The sequence below is a fragment of the Variovorax robiniae genome (genome assembly GCF_037889955.1).
GTDB lineage: Bacteria > Pseudomonadota > Gammaproteobacteria > Burkholderiales > Burkholderiaceae_C > Variovorax > Variovorax robiniae.
The window spans coordinates 51,100-73,244 of record NZ_JBBKZS010000007.1; the positions used below are offsets into that span (position 1 = coordinate 51,100).

21 protein-coding genes are annotated in these 22,145 nt (G+C 64.9%); all 21 read right to left on the reverse strand.

Features of this window, described 5'->3' with window-relative positions; translation table 11 throughout:
* Positions 1-2 precede the first annotated feature (2 nt).
* The 21 genes from WKW79_RS17590 to rpsB all read right to left on the reverse strand — a co-directional run bounded on the left by WKW79_RS17590 (position 3) and on the right by rpsB (position 21,974).
* Positions 3-437, reverse strand: a complete 435-nt coding sequence (locus WKW79_RS17590; protein ID WP_340336475.1) for a DUF4149 domain-containing protein — start codon at positions 435-437, stop codon at positions 3-5.
* Between the two features lie 5 nt (positions 438-442).
* The gene (gene greA / locus WKW79_RS17595; protein ID WP_340336476.1) at positions 443-919 is read right to left on the reverse strand and encodes a transcription elongation factor GreA; all 477 of its coding nucleotides are present in this window, start codon (positions 917-919) and stop codon (positions 443-445) included.
* A 64-nt stretch (positions 920-983) separates the two neighbouring features.
* Positions 984-1,853 carry a Kdo hydroxylase KdoO gene (locus tag WKW79_RS17600; protein WP_340336477.1) on the reverse strand — a complete coding sequence of 290 codons (870 nt, stop codon included), beginning with the start codon at positions 1,851-1,853 and terminating at the stop codon, positions 984-986.
* Between the two features lie 170 nt (positions 1,854-2,023).
* Positions 2,024-5,248, reverse strand: coding sequence for a carbamoyl-phosphate synthase large subunit (gene carB, locus WKW79_RS17605; RefSeq protein ID WP_340336478.1), 3,225 nt, complete (start codon positions 5,246-5,248; stop codon positions 2,024-2,026).
* The gene (carA, locus tag WKW79_RS17610) at positions 5,241-6,425 is read right to left on the reverse strand and encodes a glutamine-hydrolyzing carbamoyl-phosphate synthase small subunit (RefSeq protein WP_340336479.1); all 1,185 of its coding nucleotides are present in this window, start codon (positions 6,423-6,425) and stop codon (positions 5,241-5,243) included. The genes carB and carA overlap by 8 nt, the downstream gene beginning before the upstream one ends.
* 141 nt (positions 6,426-6,566) lie before the next feature.
* Positions 6,567-7,346, reverse strand: a complete 780-nt coding sequence (locus WKW79_RS17615) for a TrmH family RNA methyltransferase (RefSeq protein WP_340336480.1) — start codon at positions 7,344-7,346, stop codon at positions 6,567-6,569.
* A complete protein-coding gene (rnhB, locus tag WKW79_RS17620) occupies positions 7,343-8,050 on the reverse strand; it encodes a ribonuclease HII (protein WP_340336481.1) in 708 nt (235 codons plus the stop codon). Before rnhB ends, WKW79_RS17615 begins: the two co-directional genes overlap by 4 nt.
* Positions 8,022-9,173, reverse strand: coding sequence for a lipid-A-disaccharide synthase (lpxB, locus tag WKW79_RS17625; protein ID WP_340336482.1), 1,152 nt, complete (start codon positions 9,171-9,173; stop codon positions 8,022-8,024). The genes rnhB and lpxB overlap by 29 nt, the downstream gene beginning before the upstream one ends.
* Before the next feature lie 49 nt (positions 9,174-9,222).
* Positions 9,223-10,011 (reverse strand): acyl-ACP--UDP-N-acetylglucosamine O-acyltransferase, encoded by a 789-nt coding sequence (gene lpxA / locus WKW79_RS17630; protein ID WP_340336483.1) that lies wholly within the window; start codon positions 10,009-10,011, stop codon positions 9,223-9,225.
* A gap of 13 nt (positions 10,012-10,024) precedes the next feature.
* Positions 10,025-10,471, reverse strand: a complete 447-nt coding sequence (gene fabZ, locus WKW79_RS17635; RefSeq protein ID WP_340336484.1) for a 3-hydroxyacyl-ACP dehydratase FabZ — start codon at positions 10,469-10,471, stop codon at positions 10,025-10,027.
* Positions 10,472-10,487: 16 nt separating this feature from the next.
* Positions 10,488-11,456: a UDP-3-O-(3-hydroxymyristoyl)glucosamine N-acyltransferase gene (lpxD, locus tag WKW79_RS17640; protein ID WP_340336485.1), complete on the reverse strand. Its 969-nt coding sequence runs from the start codon at positions 11,454-11,456 to the stop codon at positions 10,488-10,490.
* Between the two features lie 13 nt (positions 11,457-11,469).
* Positions 11,470-12,030 carry an OmpH/Skp family outer membrane protein gene (locus WKW79_RS17645; RefSeq protein ID WP_340336486.1) on the reverse strand — a complete coding sequence of 187 codons (561 nt, stop codon included), beginning with the start codon at positions 12,028-12,030 and terminating at the stop codon, positions 11,470-11,472.
* Positions 12,030-14,456, reverse strand: coding sequence for an outer membrane protein assembly factor BamA (gene bamA / locus WKW79_RS17650; RefSeq protein ID WP_340336487.1), 2,427 nt, complete (start codon positions 14,454-14,456; stop codon positions 12,030-12,032). Before bamA ends, WKW79_RS17645 begins: the two co-directional genes overlap by 1 nt.
* 37 nt (positions 14,457-14,493) lie before the next feature.
* Positions 14,494-15,924: an RIP metalloprotease RseP gene (gene rseP, locus WKW79_RS17655; protein WP_340336488.1), complete on the reverse strand. Its 1,431-nt coding sequence runs from the start codon at positions 15,922-15,924 to the stop codon at positions 14,494-14,496.
* Between the two features lie 30 nt (positions 15,925-15,954).
* Positions 15,955-17,115, reverse strand: a complete 1,161-nt coding sequence (locus WKW79_RS17660) for a 1-deoxy-D-xylulose-5-phosphate reductoisomerase (protein ID WP_340336730.1) — start codon at positions 17,113-17,115, stop codon at positions 15,955-15,957.
* A gap of 26 nt (positions 17,116-17,141) precedes the next feature.
* Entirely contained in the window at positions 17,142-17,987 is an 846-nt protein-coding gene (locus tag WKW79_RS17665) for a phosphatidate cytidylyltransferase (RefSeq protein WP_340336489.1), read from the reverse strand.
* Between the two features lie 5 nt (positions 17,988-17,992).
* Positions 17,993-18,727, reverse strand: a complete 735-nt coding sequence (gene uppS, locus WKW79_RS17670) for a polyprenyl diphosphate synthase (protein WP_340336731.1) — start codon at positions 18,725-18,727, stop codon at positions 17,993-17,995.
* Between the two features lie 90 nt (positions 18,728-18,817).
* A complete protein-coding gene (frr, locus tag WKW79_RS17675) occupies positions 18,818-19,378 on the reverse strand; it encodes a ribosome recycling factor (RefSeq protein ID WP_340336490.1) in 561 nt (186 codons plus the stop codon).
* Between the two features lie 19 nt (positions 19,379-19,397).
* Complete coding sequence (gene pyrH, locus WKW79_RS17680) at positions 19,398-20,120, reverse strand: UMP kinase (protein ID WP_340336491.1); 723 nt, start codon at positions 20,118-20,120, stop codon at positions 19,398-19,400.
* Between the two features lie 86 nt (positions 20,121-20,206).
* A complete protein-coding gene (gene tsf / locus WKW79_RS17685; protein WP_340336492.1) occupies positions 20,207-21,139 on the reverse strand; it encodes a translation elongation factor Ts in 933 nt (310 codons plus the stop codon).
* 79 nt (positions 21,140-21,218) lie between these two features.
* Positions 21,219-21,974 (reverse strand): 30S ribosomal protein S2, encoded by a 756-nt coding sequence (gene rpsB, locus WKW79_RS17690; RefSeq protein WP_340336493.1) that lies wholly within the window; start codon positions 21,972-21,974, stop codon positions 21,219-21,221.
* Positions 21,975-22,145: the final 171 nt, after the last annotated feature.

The window sequence follows — 22,145 nt, forward strand, 5'->3', positions numbered from 1 at the left end:
GTTCAGCTTGCCTCTGGCCGGGGCTGTTGCAGCACGCGCCAGAGCACCACCGCCGCGCAGACCCATTGCAGGAGGTACATGCCGCTGCCCACGGCATGCCACAGCGGCAGGTTGTCGCGGGCCACGATGCGTGGCGCGACGCCAAACTCGCCCAACAGGGCAAGCAGCAGCCCCAGCAGCACGAACGGCAAGGCCGCGTGCACCCTTGCGCCCACTTCGGGCAGGCGGGCCGAGCGGCTCACCATCAGCAGCAGCATCGCGCAGCCCAGCGAGACCCAGGTCTGCGCCGTGAACAGCCGGGCCGCCATGCCACCCGCCATCGCAGGCGTCGGCAGGTTCTTGAACAGGAGCGGCACGACCAGGAAACCGATCGTGCCCAGGCTGCCCCACCACAGCGCCGCGACAAACCCCGGCAGGCGCGCAACGAGGCTGTTCATCGCCGTCAGACGTAGTGGACCGCGACGATCTCGTAGCGCTTGAGGCCGCCGGGTGCCTGCACTTCCGCGGTGTCGCCCTCTTCCTTGCCGATCAGTGCGCGGGCGATCGGGCTGGAGATGTTGATGAGGCCCAGCTTCAAGTCCGCCTCGTCCTCTCCGACGATCTGGTACTTGACGGCTTCGCCGGTGTCTTCTTCCTCCAGTTCGACCGTGGAGCCGAACACGACACGGCCGCCGGCATCGAGTTCGGCCGGGTCGATGATCTGCGCGGCCGAGAGCTTGCCTTCGACCTCCTGGATGCGGCCTTCGATGAAGCCCTGGCGGTCCTTGGCGACTTCGTATTCGGCGTTCTCGCTCAGGTCGCCCTGGGCACGGGCCTCGGAAATGGCGTTGATGACCCAGGGGCGGTCGACGGTCTTCAGGCGGTGCAGTTCTGCGCGAAGTTTTTCGGCGCCGCGCTTGGTGATCGGAATAGTGGCCATGGTTTGTTGTCTCAAAAAGCGAAACCGCCGAACGTCGCCGTCCGGCGGTGTCAATGGTGCGAAATCAGACGAGGGTTCGTCCGGTCAGCCGGCTCAGGATGGCCAGCGGACTTGCCTGCGGATTGTATTGGCTTGCAGCGGGCAAATGAAGGGTCTGCTCGGCCATGAACTGGCCGGACATCACCGCATGCGAAGTCTGGTCGGAGAAGCAAACCCACACCGACCCCGGGGGAAAGGGCACCGTCTCCTGCGGCGACGATTTCTGGTAGTCCATGTCGGACTTCATCGCGTCGTGGAGTTGCAGCATCAGGTGGTCGTATTCGCTGCGGAAGGACTTGGTGACGTGCAGGATCTTCAGCACGCTGGCCTGCATGTGCGAGTAGGGCTTGGCGCGCGGCAGGAAGCGCTTCGCCACGGTCTCGAAGGGCTCGCCCACGCGCCAGACGCGCGGCGCACCCTCAGGGTTGAGGTTGGTGAACACGCGCAGGATGCGCTCACCGTAGTTGGGCCGAGACGGGAAGGAATCCACGTGCAGCCTCCGGTCATCGGCGCGCCAGGATTGCACGCGCGTCTCGACCTGGGCCGGCCTGAAGCTGGTCGGCGCCATGCGCAAGGCGGGGCTGTAGTGCGGCAGCAGTCCGTCGATGAGTTGGCGTGCCTGCGAGCGGAAACGCCCGATCATGGCCGCGGCGGCCTGCTGCACAAATTCGTCGCCTTCCACGCCCTTGAGCTTGCCGCCGCCGTCCAGGCTGATGTTGCGCACGCCCTTGGCGAGCAGCGCTGGGTCCAGCAGCTTTTTCTCGGACGGCAGGAGTTCGAAGCCCAGGCGCGGGAAGTACAGGACCTTGCCGGCTTCGAGTTCCGCGATCAATGCGTCGTTAGGCTTCGCGCCGGCCCAATCGGCCAGGTCGACTTCTACGAGTTGAGATTCCATAGGGCTGGTACTCCGTCCAGGACCAACGCGGAACCGGCGCCGCCGGTCCGCTGATGTTGCTCGCGGGAGTGCGAGCAGATGCCGAGGTTAATGCACGGCGCGCAGCGCCGCGATACGCGCAGGTATCGTCAGAGTTTGCACGCGGCAGCGCGGGCTGCCGCGATCCGACCTCAGTGGACGAGTTGCGCGTGCATTTCCTGCACCGAGATCACGCTCAGCTCGTTCATGTGCTTCATGCCTTCGACGGCCGCTTCGGCACCGAAGATCGTCGTGATCGTCGTCACGCGCGCCAGCAAGGCCGAGGTGCGGATCTGGCGCGAATCGGTGATCGCGTTGCGGCGTTCCTCGACCGTGTTGATGACCAAGGCAATCTCGTTGTTCTTGATCATGTCCACGATGTGCGGCCGGCCTTCGGTGACCTTGTTGACCACCGCGCAGGTCACGCCAGCCGCGTTGAGCGCAGCGGCCGTGCCCTTGGTCGCGATCAAATCGAAACCGAGCGTTGCCAAACCGCGCGCGACCTCGACGGCACGCGCCTTGTCGTTGTTCTTCACCGAGATGAAGACCTTGCCCGACTTCGGCAGGTGGGTGCCCGCGCCGAGTTGCGACTTCACGAAGGCTTCGCCGAAGGTCTTGCCCACGCCCATCACTTCGCCGGTCGACTTCATCTCGGGGCCGAGGATGGTGTCCACGCCCGGAAACTTGACGAAGGGGAAGACGGCTTCCTTGACGCTGTAGTACGGCGGCGTCACTTCCTTGGTCACGCCCTGCGAGGCCAGCGACTGGCCGGCCATGCAGCGCGCCGCGACCTTGGCCAGTTGGATGCCGGTGGCCTTGCTCACGTAAGGCACGGTGCGCGAGGCACGCGGGTTGACTTCCAGCACGTAGATCACGTCCTGGCCGTCCTTCTCCTGGATCGCGAACTGCACGTTCATCAGGCCGACCACGTTCAGCGCCTCGGCCATGGCGGCGCTCTGGCGCTTGAGTTCGGCGATCGTCGAAGCCTTGAGGCTGTACGGCGGCAGCGAGCAGGCGGAGTCGCCCGAGTGCACGCCGGCCTGCTCGATGTGCTCCATCACGCCGCCGATCAAGGTCGCTCCGGTGGCGTCGCGGATGCAATCCACGTCGCACTCGACGGCGTCGTTGAGGAAGCGGTCCAACAGCACCGGCGAATCGTTGCTCACCTTTACGGCCTCGCGCATGTAGCGCTCCAGGTCGCGTTGCTCATGCACGATTTCCATGGCGCGGCCGCCGAGCACATAGCTCGGGCGCACGACCAACGGATAGCCGAGTTCGGCCGCCTTGTTCAGCGCTTCGGGTTCGGCGCGCGCAGTGGCGTTCGGCGGCTGGCGCAGGCCCAGCTTGTGCAGCAGTTGCTGGAAGCGCTCGCGGTCTTCGGCCGCGTCGATCATGTCGGGCGAGGTGCCGATGATCGGCACGCCGTTGGCTTCGAGGCCCAGCGCGAGCTTCAACGGCGTCTGGCCGCCATACTGCACGATCACGCCAACCGGCTTTTCCTTGTCGACGATTTCAAGCACGTCTTCCAGCGTCAGCGGCTCGAAGTACAGGCGGTCCGAGGTGTCGTAGTCGGTCGACACGGTCTCGGGATTGCAGTTGACCATGATGGTCTCGTAGCCGTCCTCGCGCATCGCCAGCGCGGCATGCACGCAGCAGTAGTCGAACTCGATGCCCTGGCCGATGCGGTTGGGACCGCCGCCGAGCACCATGATCTTCTTCTTGTCGGTGGGCGCGGCTTCGCACTCGTCCTCATAGGTCGAGTACATGTAGGCGGTGTTGGTCGCGAATTCGGCGGCGCAGGTGTCGACGCGCTTGTAGACCGGGCGCACGTTCAAGGCGCGGCGTTTCTCGCGCACGGCGGTGTCGGTGGTTTTGAGCTGGAATGCGAGGCGGCGATCCGAGAAGCCCTTCTTCTTGAGCGCCAGCAGCGTGTCGCGATCGATGTCGTCGAGCGACTTCGTTTCCAGTTCGAGTTCGATCTTCACGATCTCCTCGATCTGCACCAGGAACCACGGGTCGATCTTGGTCAGCGCGAACACTTCATCCACGCTCAGGCCCATGGCGAAGGCATCGCCGACGTACCAGATGCGCTCGGGACCGGGCTCGCCCAGTTCCTTCTCGAGCACTTCGCGGTCCTGCGTCTTCTCGTTCATGCCGTCGACGCCGACTTCCAGGCCACGCAGCGCCTTCTGGAACGATTCCTGGAAGGTGCGGCCCATGGCCATCACTTCGCCGACCGACTTCATCTGCGTCGTCAAACGCGAATCGGCCTGCGGGAATTTCTCGAAGGCGAAGCGCGGGATCTTGGTGACCACGTAGTCGATCGACGGTTCGAACGACGCGGGGGTTGCGCCACCCGTGATCTCGTTGCGCAGTTCATCCAGCGTGTAGCCCACGGCCAGCTTGGCCGCGACCTTGGCGATCGGGAAGCCGGTGGCCTTCGATGCCAGTGCAGACGAACGCGACACACGCGGGTTCATCTCGATGACGACCATGCGGCCGTCCTCCGGGTTGATGGAGAACTGCACGTTCGACCCACCCGTGTCCACGCCAATCTCGCGCAGCACGGCCAGCGAGGCGTTGCGCAGGATCTGGTATTCCTTGTCGGTCAGCGTCTGGGCCGGTGCCACGGTGATCGAGTCGCCGGTGTGCACCCCCATCGGGTCCAGGTTCTCGATCGAGCAGACGATGATGCAGTTGTCCGCCTTGTCGCGGACCACTTCCATCTCGTACTCTTTCCAGCCGAGCAGCGACTCTTCGATCAGCAACTCGTTGGTCGGCGAGGCTTCCAGGCCGCGCTTGCAGATGGTGTCGAACTCTTCCGGGTTGTAGGCGATGCCGCCACCCGTACCGCCGAGCGTGAAGCTGGGGCGGATCACCGTCGGGAAGCCGACGTTCTTCTGCACCGCCCACGCTTCGTCCATCGAATGCGCGATGCCCGAGCGCGCCGAGCCCAGACCGATCTTGGTCATCGCGTCCTTGAACTTCAGGCGGTCCTCGGCCTTGTCGATGGCCTCGGGCGTCGCGCCGATCAGCTCGACCTTGTACTTGTCGAGCACGCCGTTGCGCCACAGGTCCAGCGCGCAGTTCAGCGCGGTCTGGCCGCCCATGGTCGGCAGGATCGCATCGGGGCGTTCCTTGGCGATGATCTTCTCGACCGTCTGCCAGGTGATCGGCTCGATGTAGGTGACGTCGGCGGTGGCCGGGTCGGTCATGATCGTCGCGGGGTTGCTGTTGATCAGGATGACCTTGTAGCCCTCCTCGCGCAGGGCCTTGCAGGCCTGCACGCCCGAGTAGTCGAACTCGCAGGCCTGGCCGATGATGATCGGGCCGGCGCCGATGATCAGGATGCTCTTGAGGTCTGTGCGCTTAGGCATTCTTGTTCTCCGTCTTGTGCTTTTCCATGAGTGCCGTGAAACGGTCGAACAGGTAGCTGATGTCGTGCGGGCCGGGCGAGGCTTCCGGGTGGCCCTGGAAGCAGAAAGCCGGCTTGTCGGTGCGCGCCAGGCCTTGCAGCGTGTTGTCGAACAGGCTGATGTGCGTGGGGCGCAGGTTGGCCGGCAGCGACTTCTCGTCGACCGCGAAGCCGTGGTTCTGGCTGGTGATGCTCACGCGGCCGTTGTCGAGGTCCTTGACCGGATGGTTCGCGCCATGGTGGCCGAACTTCATCTTGAAGGTCTTCGCGCCGGAGGCCAGCGCCATGATCTGGTGCCCGAGGCAGATGCCGAAGGTCGGGATGCCGGTCTCGATCAGTTCCTTGACGGCGCTGATCGCGTAGTCGCAGGGCTCCGGATCGCCGGGGCCGTTGGCCAGAAAGATGCCGTCCGGCTTCAGCTTGAGCACGTCGGCCGCGGGCGTCTGCGCCGGCACCACGGTGATGCGCGCGCCGCGCTGGGCGATCATGCGCAGGATGTTCTTCTTGACGCCGAAGTCGTAGGCGACGACGTGGAAGCGCGGCGTGATCTGCACGCCATAGCCCGCGCCGAGCTTCCACTCGGTCTGGTTCCACTCGTAGGTCTGCTTGACCGAGACGACCTTGGCCAGGTCCAGGCCCGACATGCTGGGCGCGGCCTTGGCGGCGGCGATCGCTTTGTCGATGAGCGCCTGCGTCACGGTCTCGCCTTCAGCCAAACCCAGGATGCAGCCGTTCTGCGCGCCATGCGTGCGCAGGTGGCGGGTCAGCTTGCGCGTGTCGATGTTCGCGATGGCGACCGTCTTGCCGGCGACCAGGTACTCATTGAGCGTGGCCGTCTTGCGGAAGTTGGACGCGAGCTGCGGCAGGTCCTTGATGATCAGGCCGGCGGCATGGATCTTGTCGGCTTCGATGTCTTCCAGGTTGACGCCGTAGTTGCCGATGTGCGGATACGTGAGCGTCACGATCTGCTGGCAATAGCTGGGGTCGGTCAGGATTTCCTGGTAACCGGACATCGAGGTGTTGAACACCACTTCGCCGGTGGTGGCGCCGGTGGCGCCAATCGAGTTGCCTTGAAAGACCGTGCCGTCTGCAAGCGCCAGGATGGCGGGCGGGAAAGCTCCCTTGAGAGACAAAAGCACTGGGGTTCTCCGAATGGATGACGCCCAGAGTGCACCCAGGATCTGACTCGCGGGGGTGCGACTTTCGTCGAGGAGTACGGCTTAGTGCGCTGTGGGCGGGGGGGTGTATGCGGGAAAGCCCGCAATTATAGCCCGCGCCGTTCACCTGCTTGCCGAAGCGGCGCTCGCATGGAGGCAAATCGCCGCTGCGGCGGCAACATTGAGTGACTCTTCGCCGCCCGGTTGCGCGATGCGGATGTGGTGAGTGGCGCGGGCTTCCAGTTCTGCGGAAACGCCCTGCCCTTCGTGGCCCATGAGCCAGGCACAGGGATGCGGCAGGCGGGCCTTGTGCAGCCAATCGCCGCGATGGGAACTGGTGGCGACGAGCGGTACCTGCAGCGCGTCGAGGGCATCGATCCCCACACCTTCGATCAGCCGCAGGCCGAAATGCGCGCCCATGCCGGCCCGCAGCACCTTCGGCGCCCACAGCGCGGCAGTGCCCTTGAGCGCCACCACCTGCGTGAACCCGAAAGCGGCGGCGCTGCGCAGGATCGAGCCGACGTTGCCAGCATCCTGCAAACGGTCCAGCACGACCGTGGGCGCATCCGCGATCAGTTCCGGCCGCGCCGGCAGATCGAGCACGAAACCCATCGGCGCGGGCGATTCGAGCCCGCTGATGGCGGCCAGCAGCACGTCGGCGACGACGATCGTCTTGCCGGCGGAGCGCACCCATTCCGGCGATGCCGAAGGCCAGAATGACTCGGCAAACACGGCAACGGCCGGACGCACACCGCGCGCGAGCGCGGCGCGACAAAGATGGTCGCCTTCGAGCCAGAGCTTGCCCAGCTTGCGATACGCGCCGGGGTCCTGCGCCAGCTTGCGCAGGTCCTTCAGCAGCGGGTTCTCGCGCGACGTGATGTGCTGGACTTCGGGCGAAGTCATTGCGCGGCCACAATTTGTGTCGTCTCGACCTCGACCCCGTTCGCAACGACGACCTCGTGCGTGACGACGGTGTTGTCCGTACCCATGCGCGCAAACGCCGCCGCGACCGGGCTGAACGAACGACGGTGATGCACGCAGGCCCCATGCCGTTCCAACGCCTCCATGTGCTCCGGCGTACCGTAGCCCTTGTGGTTGGCAAACCCGTAGTGCGGAAACTCCAGGTGCAGTTGTTCGCACAGGCGGTCGCGATGCACCTTCGCCAGGATCGAGGCCGCCGAAATGGCCTTCACGCGCGCATCGCCCTTGACGATCGCCTCGGCCAGCACGTCCAGCACCGGCAGCCGGTTGCCGTCGACCAGCACCTTGGCCGGCTTGAGACGCAGCCCGTCGACGGCGCGACGCATGGCCATCATCGTCGCCTGCAGGATGTTGTACTGGTCGATTTCCTCGACGCTCGCCTGCGCGACCGAACAGCACAGCGCCTTGGCCATGATCTGGTCGTGCAGGCGCTCGCGTTGCAGTGCGGTCAGCGTCTTCGAATCGGCCAGTCCGCGGATGGGACGCAGGTCGTCGAGGATCACCGCGGCGGCCACGACCGGGCCGGCCAGCGGGCCGCGGCCGGCCTCGTCCACGCCGGCCATCAGGCCCGGCGCATCCCAGACCAGCGTGGCCTGCTCAGCCTTCAAGAACTTTCTGGATCGCATCGGCGCAAAGTGTGGGTGTGTCGCGGCGCAGTTCCTCGTGCATGGTCGCAAAGCGCTGTTCCAGCGCCGCGACCTTGTCCGGTGACGACAGCCAGGCCAGCGTGGCCTCAGCCAGCGCTTCCGGCGAGGCCGCATCTTGCAGCAACTCTGGCACGACGAACTCACCACACAGGATGTTCGGCAATCCGACCCAGGGTTGCAACTGCTGCCGCTGCATGAGCCGCCACGACAGCGAGTGCATGTTGTAGGCAATCACCATCGGCCGCTTGAACAGCGCGGCCTCCAGCGTGGCGGTGCCGCTGGCGATCAGGGTCGCATCGCAGGCGGCCAGCGCGACGTGCGACTGGCCGTCCAGCAACTGCACCTTGCCGGCCATCGGGCTGGCCTTGAGCATCTGCTCCACCTCGGCGCGCAAGGCGGGGATGGCCGGTGCTACGAACTGGATCTCCGGCCGGGCACGCTGCATCAGCGCAGCCGCCGCGAAGAACCTCGATGCGAGATAGCGCAGTTCGGAACGCCGGCTGCCGGGCAGCAATGCGACCACGGGCACATCGGGCTGGATGCCGAGCGCGGACCGGGCCGCGGCCCGGTCCGGCACCATCGGCACCACATTGGCAATCGGATGGCCGACGTAGCTGGCAGCAATGCCCAGCTTCTCGAGCAACGCCGGCTCGAACGGAAAGATGCACAGGACGTGATCGGCCGCCGCGCGGATCTTGTCCGCCCGGTCGGCACGCCAGGCCCAGATCGAGGGGCAGACGAAATGAACCGTCTTCATGCCACGGCTGCGCAGCCCCGCTTCCAGGTCGAGATTGAAATCCGGCGCATCGACGCCAATGAAGAGTTGCGGCCACTCCTTCAGCAGCCGCGCCTTGAGCTGGCGCCGGATGCCCGCGATCTCCGCATAGTGGCGCAGCACCTCGATGTAGCCGCGTACGGCCAGCTTCTCCTGCGGCCACCAGCTTTCGAAGCCATGGGCCAGCATGCGCGGACCGCCGATGCCGACCGAACGCATGTCGGGCCAACGCGCCTGCAAGCCGTCCAGCAGCAGGCTCGCCAGCAGGTCGCCAGAGGCTTCCCCCGCGACCAATGCAAACTGGTGCTGCGTCGGATTGCTTGTCATTTCAGCGCCCCACCGTGCTGCGCGCCAGCGGCGCTACGGCCATGGGCGTTCACCGCGCGATGCCGCGCGTGCTTGCCGCGAGGAAGTCGCTCATCAGCGCGACATCATTTGCGGCCTCCGGCACTTCCGCGCCCAGCGCCTTGATGGCCTCGCGGGCATCGTCGAGCGTTCGACCCTGGCGATACAGCAAGCGATGCATCTGCTTGACGGCCGCCATCCGCGCTGCATCGAAACCGCGGCGGCGCAGGCCGACGGTGTTGAAGCCCCGCACTGCCATCGGATTGCCATCGACCAGCATGTAAGGCGGCACGTCCTGCGACACCGCCGTGGAGAAGCCAACCATGGCGTAGGCACCGATTTTCACGAATTGATGGATGCCCACCAGTCCGCCCACCGTGACCCAGTCCCCCAGTTCCACATGCCCGGCCAAGGTCGTGTTGTTGGCCAGCGTGGTGCTGTTGCCCACATGGCAGTCGTGTGCGATGTGGGTGTAGGCCATGATCCAGTTGTCATCGCCGATCCGCGTGATGCCTCCTGCCCCGGGCACGCCCAGGTTGAAGGTGCAGAACTCGCGGATGGTGTTCCGGTCGCCAATCACCAGTTCGGTAGGCTCGCCGGCGTACTTCTTGTCTTGCGGAATCGCGCCGATCGAGGAGAACTGGAAGATCCGGTTGTCAGCGCCAATGGTGGTGCGGCCTTCGATCACGCAATGCGGACCGATGGTGGTTCCCGCGCCAACCTTCACATGCGGCCCGATCACCGCATAGGGGCCGACCGTGACCGTGGGGTCGAGCTCCGCCCCAGGATCGACGACAGCCGTCGCGTGGACTTGCGTCATGCCCGGCCAGCGTTCAGTTGATCTGGCGCATCGCGCACATCAGCGTCGCTTCGCAGGCCAATTCCTCGCCCACCAGCGCGCGTCCGCTGAACTTCGAGATGCCGGCCTTCATGCGGTCGATGGTGACCTCCAGCGTGAGTTGGTCGCCCGGCTCCACGGGACGCTTGAAGCGCGCACCGTCGATGGCTGCAAAGTAGTAGACCGTGTTGTCGTCCGGCACCATGTCCAGCGAATGGAAGGACAGCAGCGCGGCCGCCTGTGCCATGGCTTCGAGCATCAGCACGCCCGGCATCACCGGGCGGTGCGGAAAGTGGCCGTTGAAGAACGGCTCGTTCATGGTCACGTTTTTCAGTGCCGTGATGCGCTTGCCCTTTTCCATGGAGAGCACCCGGTCCACCAGCAGGAACGGATAGCGGTGCGGCAGCAGCTTGAGAATCTGGTGGATATCGAGCGTGGTCATTTTTTCAGTCCTGCAATCACTTCTTTTCAAGGGCCTTGATGCGGTCGCGCAGGCTGTGGAGTTGCCTCAGCGTGGCGGCGTTCTTCTCCCACGCGGCATTGTCGTCGATGGGGAACACGCCGGTGTACTGGCCCGGCTTGAGGATGGAACGCGTCACGAGCGATGCAGCCGATATGTGTACACCTTCGGCCAACGTCAGGTGGCCCAGCACCATGCCCGCGCCGCCTACGGTGCAATGCGGCCCGATCACCGCGCTGCCCGCGACGGCCGAGCACCCCGCCATGGCCGTGTGCTTGCCGATGCGGACGTTATGGCCCACCTGGATGAGGTTGTCGAGCTTGACCCCGTCCTCGATCACCGTGTCCTCCAGCGCACCGCGGTCGATGCAGGTGTTGGCGCCGATCTCGACGTCGTCGCCGATGCGTACCGCGCCCAGTTGTTCGATCTTGACCCAGGTGCCCTTGTCCGGCGCCAGGCCGAAGCCGTCGGCGCCGATCACGACGCCGGGATGCAGCAAGCAGCGCGCGCCGACCTGGCAATCCTCGCTCACCGTCACGCTGGACTTCAGCACCGTGTCGGCGCCGATGCGTGCGCCCCGCTCGACCACGCAGAGCGGCCCGATACGGGCCGTCGGATCGACGATCGCTTCCGGGTCGACCACCGCACTCGGGTGAATACGCGGATGCGCCTCCTGCCGCGCGTGGGCACGCTTCCAGAGCTGCGTGAGCCGCGCGAAGTACAGGTATGGATCGGGCGTGACGATGAAGGCGCCGCGCGCCGCCGCCTGTTCGCGCATGGCGGGTGACACGATCACGCAACCCGCCAGTGAACTGGCCAACTCCTTCGCAAGCTTCGGATTGCTCAGGAAGCTGAGCGAATCGGGAGACGCGTTGTGAAGGGGTGCGAGCCGCGCAATTTCAAGGTCCGCATTGCCCTGGAGTTCTCCTCCGAGGGCATCGACGATGGCTCCGAGGCGCAACGCCACTCTCGTCGCCGCCTTACTTGCCAGTACCGGCGCCTGTACCCGTACCCGTGCCCGCCGCCGTGGACGCGTTCAGCGCCTTGATCACCTTGTCGGTGATGTCGTGCTTGGGGTTGATGTAGATCGCTTCCTGGAGGATGGCGTCGTATTTCTCGGCCTCGGCGACCTGCTTGACCACACGATTGGCGCGTTCGTAGACGGCCTGCAATTCCTCGTTCTTTCGCGCGTTCAGGTCTTCCTGGAATTCGCGGCGCTTGCGCTGGAACTCGCGGTCCTGGTCGACCAACTGGCGCTGGCGCGTGGCCCGCTGCGTTTCTGTCAGCGTGGGCGCCTCGCGCTCGAACTTCTCGGACGCGGCCTTCAACGCCTCGCCCTGGGCCTGGAGATCCTTGTCGCGCTTGGAGAATTCCGCTTCCAGCTTGGCCTGCGCGGCCTTGGCGGTGGTCGCCTCGCGCAGCACGCGATCGGGATTCACGAAGCCGACGCGAAAGGTCTCCTGCTGCGCTTGCGCTGGCGCGGCGCACAGCGCAAGAACGGGAATCAACAGGGCGCCAAAGGCACGGGCCAAATGAGTCATCAAAAAGCGGTTCCGATCTGGAATTGAACGCGCTGAATTCTATCCTTGGACACCAGGGGTGCCTCGAATGGATTATTGGTCGCGTTCGGGATTTCCTTTTGCTGCTTGACCGGGATCGCGTAGGCAATCCGCAGCGGCCCCAGCGGCGAAACCCAACTGATGCCAATGCCCACGGAGGCGCGGAGCTTCTGCTGGGCATCCCATTGCGCTTGCGTTTCGTTCGTCCGGTGGTCGGCCCACACATTGCCGGCGTCGAAGAAGCCATAGAGGCGCAGCGTGCGGTCGTTGCCTGCGCCGGGGAACGGGGTGCCCAGTTCGGCATTGAAGATGGCCTTCTTGGTGCCACCGATCGCGGCGCCTTCGGTCTGGCCCGGGAACGGCGTGTCCTTCGGACCGAGCGAGTTCTGCTCGAAGCCGCGAACGGAACCCAGGCCGCCCGCATAGAAGTTCTTGAAGATCGGATAGTCCTTGTTGCCAAAGGCCTTGGCATAGCCGAACTCGGTGTTGATCGCGAAGGTGTACTGCTTGCTGATCGGGAAGAACTGCTGGAACTGGTAGCTGCCGCGGTAGTACTGCATGTCGCCGGCCACACCCACTTCGAGGTTGGCACGTTGCAGCCTGCCGCGTGTCGGCACCAGTGCGCTGTCGCGATCGTCGCGGGCCCAGCCCACCGTCAGCGGGATGCCCCACTTGTTGTTGTCCGTACAGGTGAAGCCCGACACCGTGGCGCCGCAACCGAAGTAGTCCTTGTACGACTGCGGCGTGTACAACGCAGCCTGGCTGCCCGGCTTGAACTGGTAGCTCTCGATGCCGACGCCGAAGAACACCGTGTCGACTTCGCTGAACGGCACGCCAAAACGGATGCTGCCGCCGGTGCTGTTGAGCCGGTAGGTACCGTCCACCGTGTCGTTGTACGGACTGGTCGAGGTGTGGAACAGGCTGAAGGTGCGCGAGATGCCGTCCTTGGTGAAATAAGGATCGGTCGTGCTGAGCGAGATGACGCGGTTGTACTTGCTGGTGTTGACGTTCAGGCCCAGGTAGTTGCCGGAACCGAAGACGTTTTCCTGCGTGATGCCGAAGGTGACGGAGACCTTGTCCGCCGTCGAGAAACCGGCGCCCAGTTGCAGCGTGCCGGTCGGCTTTTCGACAACGGTGACGCTCAGGTCGACCTGGTCGGGAATGCCGGGAATTTCCTGCGTATCGACGTTGACTTCCGTGAAGTAGCCGAGCCGGTCGATACGGTCGCGCGACAACTTGATCCTGTCGCCGTCGTACCAGGAGGCCTCGAACTGCCGGAATTCGCGCCGGACCACCTCGTCGCGCGTGCGGTTGTTGCCGCCGATGCTGACGCGACGCACGTAGACGCGGCGCGAGGGCTCGGCGACCAGGTTCATGGTCACGGTGTTGTTGGTGCGGTCGACGTCCGGGCGCGCCTGCACGCGCGCGAATGCGTAGCCGAAGGTGCCGAAGTAGTCCGTGAAGGCCTTCGTGGTCTGGGCCACCGCCTCGCCGTTGTAGGGCTCGCCCGGCTTGATCGTCACGAGCGACTTGAACTCGTCGTCGCGGCCCAGATAGTTGCCGGAGAGCTTGACACCCGCAACGGTGAACTTCTCGCCCTCGGTGATGTTCACCGTGATGGAGAGGTCCTGGCGATCAGGCGAGATGGCGACCTGCGTCGAATCGATGCGGAACTCGAGGTAGCCGCGCGTGATGTAGTAGGAGCGCAGCGTCTCCAGGTCGGCATTGAGCTTGGCCCGCGAGTACTGGTTGGACTTGGTGTACCACGAGAGCCAGCCGCCGCTGTCCTGGTCGAACAGGCCCAGCAAGGTCGACTCGCTGAATTCCTTGTTGCCGACGATCTTGACTTCCCTGATGCGGGCGGAGTCGCCTTCGTTCACCGAGAACGTGAGGTTCACGCGATTGCGCTCGGTCGGCGTGACCGTGGTGATGATCGTTGCGTTGTAGAGGCTGCGGCTCACGTACTGGCGCTTGAGCTCCTGCTCTGCGCGGTCGGCCAGCGCCTTGTCGAACGGGCGGCCTTCCGCCAGGCCGATCTCGCGCAGCGCCTTGGTCAGGGCCGCCTTGTCGAATTCCTTGGTGCCGGCGAAATCGACGGAAGCAATGGTGGGCCGCTCTTCGACGATCACCACCAGCACGTTGCCATTGACGTCGATACGCACGTCCTTGAACAGTCCCAGGTCGAACAGTGCGCGAATCGCGGCGGAACCACGCTCGTCGTTGTAGGTGTCACCCACGCGGAACGGCAGCGAAGCGAAGATGGTGCCGGGCTCGACGCGTTGCAGGCCTTCGACGCGAATGTCCCTCACCGTGAAGGGCTCCACGGCCCATGCGGCGGTGGCGGCCAGCGCGCTCGCAACCAAAGCGACTACGCTGCGCACACGAAAGCGACTGTTTGACTTGTTCATCTGAGAAATAACCGGCACGGAAAGGGCCGGTGGAAAGTTAACCAAAGAGCCGTGAGACGTCGTTGAAGAGTGCGATCGACATCATGACCAGCAGCAAAACGAGCCCGCCATTCTGAAGCCCGTTCATCCAGGCCGTGGAGACGCCCCTGCCAGTCAGCCCCTCCCAAAGATAATACATCAGGTGTCCCCCATCGAGGACCGGCAGCGGCATCAGGTTGAGCACGCCGAGGCTCACGCTGATCAGGGCCAGGAACAGCAGGTATTGCGTGAAGCCGACGTTGGCGGACTTGCCCGCGTAGTCGGCGATCGTGAGGGGGCCGCTGAGGTTCTTCAGCGAGGCCTCGCCGATCAGCATCTTGCCCATCATGCGCACGGTCAGTGCGGACACTTCCCAGGTCCGGACCACGCCGTGCCACGCGCCATCCACGAAGCCCTGCCGCACCGAGACCATGTCGGGCGCGGTGCCGACATAGGCACCGATCCGCCCGACCTTGAGCTTGCCCTCGTCGCGCACTTCGGGCGTGACATCGAGGGTCATGGCGGTACCGCCCCGCTCGATGCGCCAGGGCAGCGTGCGCGGCTTGTCGCCGTCCACCGATGCGCGGATGGCGTCGCGCAGTTGTTGCCCGTCGACGATCGCCTCGCTGCCGACCATGCGCACCACGTCGCCACGTTGCAGACCGGCCTTGGCGCCGGCGCCGCCCGGGACCAACTCGCCGATCTCGGGCCGGGTCAGGGGTGCGAGGACGCCGATCTTGCGGAACATCTGCGCATCGGCATCCTTGGCCTCGATGCGGCTCAGCGGCAGCACCAACATGCGCGATGGCCTGCCCTGCTCGCCCGAGATCTCGAGTTCCAGGTCATGCCCGTCCAGCGCGGCACGCGTCATGCGCCAACGCAGGTCTTCGAAGGACTTCACCGGCTCCAGCGCGTCGCCGACATAGGCCGCCGCGCCGATGAGTTCGCCGCCACGCAAGCCGGCCTGCTCAGCGAGCGAAGCAACCGCCGGGCGGCCCAGGCGCGCGACCGGCTCCATCACGCCGATCCAGTTGACCATCGAGTAAAGCAGGACAGCTAGCAGCAGATTGGCGATCGGGCCTGCCGCCACGATAGCCACGCGCGAGCGCAGGGGCTGCGCATTGAGCGCCTGATAGCGTTCCTCTGGCGCGACGTCGCCTTCGCGCTCATCCAGCATCTGCACATAGCCACCGAACGGGAACACGCCGAATGCAAATTCCGTGTCTTGCCCCGGATGCTGCCGCTTCGGTTTGTAAGTCCACACGGGCTTGCTGATGCGCCAGAGGACGCGCGACAAGAAGTTGGGGCTGTCAGGGTCGCCAAAAGGCAAGGTGGCGATGCCGAAGCGCTTGACCTTCACGCCGCATGCCACTGCCACCCGATAGTGGCCGTACTCGTGCACCGTGATCAGCAAGCCGAGTGCGACGACAAAGGCAGCGAGGGTGAGCATCGGAATTCCTCTGTTGTGCGATGCCGCGCGTCAGTGGGCGAGCCGTTGCGCGGCGGCGTTCGCGGCCGCACGCGCCTCGGCGTCGAGCGCCAGCAAATCGGCCAGCGATCCTGGCTTGGAGGGCTTGACCGTTTCCAAAGTTTCAAGATTGACCGCGTGGATGCGGTCGAAGCGCAGCCGGCGCGCCAGGAAGGCTTCGACGGCGACTTCATTGGCCGCATTCAGGACGGCCGTGGTGCCGGGCGAGGCGCGCAGCGCATGCCAGGCCAGATGCAGTCCCGGAAAGCGCGCTTCGTCCGCCTCTTCGAAGGTCAGGGCCGACAACGCGGCGAAGTTCAGGCGCCCTGCCCCGCTCGCAATGCGCTCCGGCCAGGCCAGGCCGCAGGCAATGGGCACCCTCATGTCCGGCGTGCCAAGCTGCGCGATCACCGACGAGTCCTGGAATTGCACCATCGAATGAATGATCTGCTGCGGGTGGATCACCACCTTGACCTGCTCGGGCGTGAGGTCGAACAGCCACTTGGCCTCGATCACCTCGAGCGCCTTGTTCATCATGGTGGCCGAGTCGACGGAAATCTTCCGGCCCATCGAGAAGTTCGGATGCGCGCAGGCTTCCTCGGGCGTGATGGCGCCAAGCGTCTTCGGGTCGCGCGTACGGAACGGGCCGCCCGACGCCGTCAGCAACACATGGTCGACGCGCTCCGCCCAGGTGCTGCGGTCTTCCGGCAGGCATTGGAAGATGGCCGAATGCTCGCTGTCGATGGGCATCAGGTTGGCACCTCCCTCACGCACCGTGCGCATGAACAACTCGCCGCCGACGACGATGGCCTCCTTGTTGGCCAGCATCAGGCGCTTGCCGGCGCGCGCCGCGGCGAGGCACGGCCCCAGTCCGGCCGCGCCGACGATGGCAGCCATCACGGCATCGACCTCCTCATGCGAGGCGATCATTTCCAGGGCGCCCTGGGCGGTCAGCACGGTCGTGCCCAAGCCGTTCTGCTTGAGTTTCTCGGCCAACTGGGCGGCGTGCGGGCCGCTCGCCATGGCGGCATAACGCGGCTTGTAGCGTGCGCACTGGGCCAGCAGCTCGTCCACCTTGGTGGCGGCCGACAGCGCGAACACCTCGAAGCGCTCCGGGTGGCGCGAGATCACATCCAGGGTACTCACGCCGACCGAACCGGTCGAGCCGAGCACCGTCACGCGAAGTTTTCGTCCTTCGTTCACAGCGAAACCAACATCATTGCAAGTGGGAGCACCGGCAGCAGCGCATCGACCCGGTCCAGCACCCCGCCATGACCCGGCAGCAGGTTGCTGCTGTCCTTCGCGCCTGCGGCACGCTTGATGAGCGACTCGACCAGGTCACCGACCACGCTCATCGCAGCCAGGAACACCACGCCGATCAGCAGCAGCCACCAGCCGCGCGCGTCCAGCCGCGTGTAGAAGCTGGGTACCGATGCGTCGAGCCCACGATCAGCCACGACCCAGGCAAAGGCCAGCACCACCACGCCCGCCATGCCGCCCCAGACGCCTTCCCAGCTCTTGCCGGGGCTGATGGACGGCGCAAGCTTGCCCTTGGTGAACTTGAGCCCGAACGCGCGTCCCGCGAAATAGGCGAACACGTCGGCCACCCAGACGAGCAGCAGGATCGACAGCAGGAAATTGATGCCCACGATGCGTGCCTGCACCGCCGCCAGCCACGCGACCCACAAGGCAAGCAGGCCGCCCACGAGGCGAACCGCGCGCGGGATCCTGGGCCAGCCCGGCACGGCCACGCGCAGCAATGCCGCACCGCCCAGCACCCATGCCGCGCCAGCGATGATCCAGACCGGACTCAGGGATTGATCGAGCAGGCCGAGCCACCAGGACAGCGCGCACAGCAGCACCATCTCGCCCCCCAGCATGAGCGACAGGCGCGATCCGTAACCGTTGAGCCGCCCCCACTCCCAGGCCGCCGCGCCGATCAGGACCAGCATGACGACCGCAAAGGGCTCATAGGATTTGTAGAACAGGGCCGGCAGCAAGACCGCCAGCAGGGCCAGCGCGGTGATGATTCGTTGTTTGAGCATGCGCCTCAGGCCGGTTGCCGTGGCGACTTGGGCGCCCCACCGGCGACCTGCGCCGAGGTCTTGCCGAAACGGCGTTCGCGATTGCTGTACGCGGCGATGGCCTCGTCCAGCGCGGCTTCGTCGAATTCCGGCCACAGCTTGTCGCTGAAGAACAACTCGGCGTAGGCGCTCTGCCACAGCAGGAAATTCGACAACCGCTGTTCGCCACCGGTGCGGATGAACAGGTCCGGGTCGGGCACATGCGAAAGCGCCATGGCACGATCGAGGCTGGCTTCGGTCAATGGTTCGCCCCGCTCGGCCAGTTGCGCGGCGGCACGGGCAATGTCCCAGCGGCCGCCATAGTTGAAGCAAACGTTGAACACGAGGCGGGTGTTGTGGGCGGTCGCGGCCTCGGCCTGCACCAGGCCGGCAGTCATCTTCTCGGACAAGCCGCCGCGTTCGCCGATGAAATGGAGTTGCACGCCGTCTTCACGCAGCCGGGGCACTTCCCGGCCGAGCGAACCGACCATCAGGTCCATGAGTCCGGAGACTTCCTCGACGGGACGGTTCCAGTTCTCGGATGAGAAGGCGAACACGGTCAGCACCTTGACGCCACGATCGGCGCAGGCCCGCACGCAACGGCGCAGCGATTCCACGCCCTGCTTGTGCCCGGCCACCCGCGGCAGGAAGCGCCGCGTCGCCCAGCGACCGTTGCCGTCCATCACGATGGCGATGTGATGGGGGACGGCGGAAGGATTCATCACGTACCGAGCTGCGCCGGGCCGCCCCAAGCGGCGAGAGCCCCCTCGGGGGGCAGCGAGGACACGACAGTGCCGAGCGTGGGGGCCATGCTATACAGCCATGATCTCGGCCTCTTTGGCCGCGACCATCTTGTCGATTTCCGCGATGTGGCGGTCGGTCACCTTCTGGATCTCGGCTTCGGCACGCTTCTGATCGTCTTCCGACGCGGCCTTGTCCTTGACCAGCTTCTTGACCGCTTCATTGGCGTCGCGGCGCAGGTTGCGCGTGGCAATCTTGGCGGCTTCGCCTTCGTTGCGCACCAGCTTGGTCATTTCCTTGCGGCGCTCTTCGCTCATAGGCGGCATCGGCACGCGGATCAGGTCGCCCATCGAGGCCGGGTTGAGGCCGAGGTCGCTCTCGCGGATGGCCTTCTCGATCTTGGCGCCCATGCCCTTTTCCCAGGGCTGGATACTGATGGTGCGCGAGTCGAGCAGCGCCACGTTGGCGACCTGGCTCAGCGGCACCTGGGAGCCGTAGTAGTCGACATGGATCGAATCGAGCAGTGCCGGATTGGCACGGCCCGTGCGGATCTTCGTCAGGTTGTTCTGGAATGCGGCAAGCGACTGGTCCATCTTGGCGTCGGTCGTCTTGCGGATGTCTGCAATGGTCACTTCAATTACTCCTCAAGCCTCAAGCATGGACCAGCGTGCCTTCGTCCTCGCCCATCACGACGCGGCGCAGCGCGCCGTTCTTGAAGATCGAGAACACCTTGATCGGCAACTTCTGGTCGCGGCACAGCGCGAAAGCGGTGGCATCCATGATGCCGAGATTTTGCGCGATCGCCTCGTCAAAGCTGAGCGTCGCGTAACGCGTGGCGCTCGCGTCCTTCTTGGGGTCGGCGGTGTAGACGCCATCGACCTTGGTCGCCTTCAGCACCAGTTCAGCCCCGATCTCGGCGCCGCGCAGTGCGGCGGCGGTGTCGGTGGTGAAGAAGGGGTTGCCGGTGCCGGCCGCGAAGATCACCACCTTGCCCTCTTCGAGGTACTGCAAGGCCTTGGGACGCACGTAGGGCTCGACCACCTGCTCGATGGCGATCGCCGACATCACGCGGGCCGTGAGCCCTTGCTTGTTCATCGCGTCGGCCAGCGCCAGCGCGTTCATCACAGTGGCCAGCATGCCCATGTAGTCGGCAGTCGCGCGGTCCATGCCGACCGACCCGCCGGCCACGCCACGGAAGATGTTGCCGCCGCCGATGACGACGGCGACTTCCACGCCCATGTTCACCACCTCCGCCACCTCTTCGACCATGCGGACGATCGTCGCGCGGTTGATGCCGAAGGCATCATCCCCCATCAGCGCCTCTCCCGACAGCTTCAACAAGATGCGCTTGTGGGCTGGGCGGGTATTGGGCATGGAGAGATTCCTTGAGTGAATGGCGGGAGGGAGTTTAAGCGGGGAGCATGATGGCGCCGCACGCACGGCGCCATCGTCGGGGGCGATCAGGCCGCGGGCTTTTCGCCCTTGGCGGCAGCCACCTGGGCAGCCACTTCGGCGGCGAAGTCGTCGACCTTTTTCTCGATGCCTTCGCCCACGATGAACATCGTGAAGCCCTTGATCGAGGTGTTGGCGGCCTTGAGCATGGCTTCGACCGTCTGCTTGTCGTTCTTCACGAAAGCCTGGTTGTGCAGCGACACTTCCTTGAGGAACTTCTGCACCGCGCCTTCGACGCGCTTGGCGACGATTTCAGCCGATTGCGCCGGCTTGCCAGCGGCTTCGGCGGTCTTGCGGTCTTCTTCGGCCTTGCCGGCAGCGACTGCGCGCTCTTTTTCGATCAGGTCGGCCGACACGTCGGCGGTCGACAGTGCGACGGGCTTCATCGCGGCGATGTGCATCGCGACGTCCTTGGCGGCCGTGTCGTCACCTTCGTACTCGACCAGCACGCCGATGCGGGTGCCGTGCAGGTAGGAAGCCAGCTTGGCGCCCGAGTTGAACTGCTTGAAGCGGCGGAAGGTCATGTTCTCGCCGATCTTGCCGATCAAGCCCTTGCGCACGTCTTCGAGCGTGGGACCGAAGCCGTCTTGCTCGTACGCCACGGCGCCGAGGGCAGCGACGTCAGCGGGGTTGTTCTTGGCAACCAGTTCCGCGGCGGCCTTGGCCATGGCCAGGAAGCTGTCGTTCTTGGTGACGAAGTCGGTTTCGCAGTTGATTTCGATCATGCCGCCGACGTTGCCGTCGACATAGGCAGCGACCACGCCTTCAGCCGTCACGCGGGCCGATGCCTTGCCAGCCTTGTTGCCGAGCTTGATGCGCAGCAGCTCTTCGGCCTTTTCCATGTTGCCTTCGGCCTCGGTCAGGGCCTTCTTGCATTCCATCATGGGCGCATCGGTCTTTGCGCGCAGTTCGCCAACCATGCTTGCGGTGATTGCAGCCATTTGTTTTCTCCGTTTTTCAGTATTCAGATTGAAAAAAAGGGGCCATGAAGCCCCTTCTTCAGGCTCGCGGGCGAGCAGCTCAGGCCGAAGCGCCTTCTTCGACTTCGACGAATTCGTCGGCGTTGCCTTCGGCGATGGCCTTGACCACGTCACCGGTCGCGCTGTTGCGGCCTTCGATGATCGCGTCGGCGATGCCGCGGGCGTACAGCGTGACGGCCTTCGACGAGTCGTCGTTGCCAGGGATCACGTAATCGATGCCTTCAGGCGAGTGGTTCGAGTCGACCACGCCGATCAGCGGGATGCCGAGCTTCTTGGCTTCGGCGACGGCGATCTTGTGGAAGCCCACGTCGATCACGAAGATCGCGTCCGGCAGTGCAGCCATGTCCTGGATGCCGCCGATGTCCTTTTCCAGCTTGGCGATTTCGCGCGAGAAGGTCAGTTGCTCCTTCTTGCTCAGCGAGTCGAGGCCGGCTTCCATCTGGGCCTTCATGTCCTTGAGGCGCTTGATCGAGGTCTTGACCGTCTTGAAGTTGGTCAGCATGCCGCCGAGCCAGCGGGTGTCGACGAAGGGCACGCCGGCGCGACGGGCTTCGGTCGCGACGATTTCACGGGCCTGGCGCTTGGTGCCGACCATCAGGATCGTGCCGCGGTTGGCCGTGAGTTGCTTGGCGTACTTCATCGCGTCCTGGAACATCGGGAGCGACTTTTCCAGGTTGATGATGTGAATCTTGTTGCGATGGCCGAAGATGTACGGGGCCATCTTGGGGTTCCAGAAGCGGGTTTGGTGGCCGAAGTGGACACCGGCTTCCAGCATTTCGCGCATGGTGGTCGACATAGAAATAACTCCAAAGGTTGTGTCTTAAATCCAGCCCGTCATCGCGATCCCGAACTGGATCACGACACCTTGAATGGACTGGTTTGCGGATGTGTTTCTCTACCGAAGGTTGCCTGGATTGTCCGGGTAGACCCGGATGGCGCCCTCTCAGCGAAACCCAAGGAGTATAGC